The sequence below is a fragment of the Burkholderia sp. Ac-20353 genome, assembly GCF_017104785.1.
Lineage (GTDB): Bacteria > Pseudomonadota > Gammaproteobacteria > Burkholderiales > Burkholderiaceae > Burkholderia.
Genome location: NZ_JAAGPL010000410.1, coordinates 1 through 2,791 on the forward strand (window position 1 = coordinate 1; position 2,791 = coordinate 2,791).

General features: G+C 68.1%; 2 protein-coding genes and 1 pseudogene. 1 reads left to right on the forward strand and 2 read right to left on the reverse strand.

Translation table 11 applies throughout. The features are described 5' to 3' along the window. On the forward strand, positions 1–1,038 hold a 1,038-nt coding region (locus tag G3N94_RS40755; RefSeq protein ID WP_241022355.1), incomplete at its 5' end, for a TraB/GumN family protein. 463 nt (positions 1,039–1,501) lie between these two features. Here the strand turns inward: G3N94_RS40755 and pxpA are convergent. Beyond that, a complete protein-coding gene (pxpA, locus tag G3N94_RS40760) occupies positions 1,502–2,266 on the reverse strand; it encodes a 5-oxoprolinase subunit PxpA (RefSeq protein WP_205799828.1) in 765 nt (254 codons plus the stop codon). 62 nt (positions 2,267–2,328) lie between these two features. Continuing rightward, positions 2,329–2,791 (reverse strand): annotated as a pseudogene (locus G3N94_RS40765) (allophanate hydrolase); the annotation flags it as partial.

Below are 2,791 nucleotides of genomic sequence, written 5' to 3' on the forward strand. Positions count from 1 at the left end.
ACGGGCGCGGCGCTGGCCGGCGCATGCGTGACGGCCAGCGTGAGCGTGCCCGTCGAAGCCGTGCGGGCCGAAGGGCGCGCGCCGGCGACGGCGCCGCTCCATCCGTCGCAGGTGCCGCCGCCCGGCATGACCCTGCCGGGCTTCCATACGCCGCCTTCCGTGTCGAACGGCACGGTCGCGCACGGCGCGGTGCGGGCGCAGCCTGCGCGCATGCCGTTCTACGTCGCGACCAAGGGCAAGGTGACGATTTACCTGCTGGGCACGCTGCACACCGGCGACCCGTCCGACTATCCGGGCACGCAGCCGTTCCGGCCGAACATCCTCGCGGCGCTCGCCGCGTCGCCGACGCTCGCGCTCGAGCTGTCGCCGGACGACCTGCTCGAATCGCAGGACGACGTGTCGAAGTACGGGATCTGCAATTACCCGTGCCTGCCGCGCCTGTTGCCCGAGCCGCTGTGGCAGCGGCTCGCCGGCCGGCTGCGCGGCAATCCGGCCGCGCTCGCCGAGATCCGCAAGATGCGGCCGTGGCTCGCGGCGCTCGTCGTCGAGACCTACGATTCGCTGGCGGCCGGCCTGCAGACCGAGTACGGCACCGAGGCGCAACTGCAGAACGTGTACCTGAAGAAGAAGGGCGGCAAGGTGGTCGGGCTCGAGACGCTCGCCGAGCAGATGCGCGCGTTCACGGGGCTCACGCTCGCCGAGCAGCGCGAGATGCTCGCGCAGGACATGGTGCAGACGCCCGCGCAGAACGCCGACGACATCAAGGCGCTGCACCGGCTGTGGCGGATCGGCGACGCCGACGCGCTGGCCGCGTGGGCGGTCGCGAAGACCGAGCGGCTGTCGCGTTCGAAGACGCTGTCGGCGTCGATCGACAACAAGATCCTGTACGAGCGCAACCGGCGCTTCGTGGCGCGGATGACGGCAATGGCCGCGTCGAACCGGCCACTGTTCGTCGCGATCGGCGCGCTGCATCTGGGCGGCCCGCGCGGTGTGCTCGAAATGTTGCGCGAGCAAGGTTACCGGGTCGACGCGAACTGATCGCGCGCCGGAGCGCATCGGTAAGGAAAACCCTCGATTCGTCAGAAAATAGCGTTTAAAACGATTGACATCCTGATCGGGCAATATCTATTCTTCATCCCACAAGTTGAAAAATTGAAAAGAATAGTAAACAGGTAAGTTCTACGGGGTAGCAGAAACAAAGCGCGGGGTTAGCGTTGCCGGCACGTGCATTGCGTGCCGGCCGCGGAGTGTCTGTATGCACGGCGGGGCCAACCATCGTCCGGTAGCAATTGCATGCGGGCCGACTTGCGGATAAGCGACGTTTCGTCGTCCGACCGGGGGAAGCAGTAGCGGGCGGCGGCGGACGTTTTTTGATCCGGAGCATCGCATTCCGGTCGCCGTCGCGAGACGGCTTCGGGTGGATGAATCGGTTCCGGCTGCATCGGTACGGTTCAGCCAACAGAAAAGCGCCTCAAGGGCGCTTTTTTCTTGTACGTCACAATCACGCGCCTTCGTCCGCCTGCAGCGCCCCCGGCGCGATGACATCGATGCCCGCGGCTTCGAGCGCCGCGCGGATCCGCCGAGCGAACGCCAGCGCATGCGGCCCGTCGCCGTGCAGGCAGACCGTCTGCGCGTTGAGCGGCACCCATTCGCCGCTGACCGCGCGCACCCGCTGGTTGCGCACCATGTCGAGCGTGCGGGCGATCACTTCGTTTTCGTCGTCGACCAGCGCGCCCGGCTCGCTGCGCGGCACGAGCGTGCCGTCCGCGCGATAGCCGCGATCCGCGAACACCTCTTCGACAGCCACGAGCCCTGCGTGCCGCGCGGCCGCGACGAACGCGCTGTTCGCGAGCCCGAACACCGCGAGCGACGGATCGAAATCATGGATCGCGGATACCACCGCGTCGGCGATCAGCGGATCGCGCGCGGCCTGGTTGTACAGCGCGCCGTGCGGCTTCACGTGGACGATGCGGCCGCCTTCGGCCAGCGCGATCGCGGACAGCGCGCCAAGCTGGTACAGCACGCCCGCGTAGATCTCGTCGGCCGGCAGCTGCATTTCCTTGCGGCCGAAATTCTCCGGATCGTGAAAGCTCGGATGGGCGCCGATCGACACGCCCTTCTGCACGGCCCAGCGCACGCAGTCACGCATCGCGTTCGCGCCGCCCGCGTGCCAGCCGCACGCGATGTTCGCGGAAGTGACGAGGTCGAGGAGCGCCTCGTCCGATCCGCATCCTTCGCCGAGATCGGCATTCAGATCGATTTCCATGATGTTTCCGTCCATCCGTATGATGGTGCGTCCCCCGGCGCCCGGCGCCGCGTCCCCTATGTTCACGCCGCGCGGGACTGCGCGCGTACGCGCGCCTCCTCCCGCATCTCGATCGCGACGTCGATTTGCCGCAGGTACGCGCGTTCGGCTGCGAGCGCGCTGCGTGCGGCGTCGGCGGTCGTGCGCACGAAGCGGATCGGCAGGTTCAGGCGCGCCTGCGCGAGCTTCCACAGATCCGCGCGGATCACAGTGCCGATCTTAGGATAGCCGCCGGTTGTCTGCGCGTCGTTCATCAGCACGATCGGCTGGCCGTTCGGCGGAACCTGGATCGTGCCGGGCAGCACCGCGTGCGACAGCAGCTCCACCGGCCGCTCGCGCACGAGCTCGGCACCTGCGAGACGATACCCCATCCGGTTGCTGTTGGCCGTCACGAGCCATTCCTCGTCCCAGAACGCCTGCTGCGCATCCGCGGCGAACGACGCGTAGTCGGGGCCCGGCAGCACGCGCACGGGCATCGCCCACGGC

What these genes read in the sequence shown, in the direction of transcription:
- pxpA (WP_205799828.1), bottom strand. Translation starts at nt 2,266, where the DNA reads ATGGAAATCGATCTGAATGCCGATCTCGGCGAAGGATGCGGATCGGAC.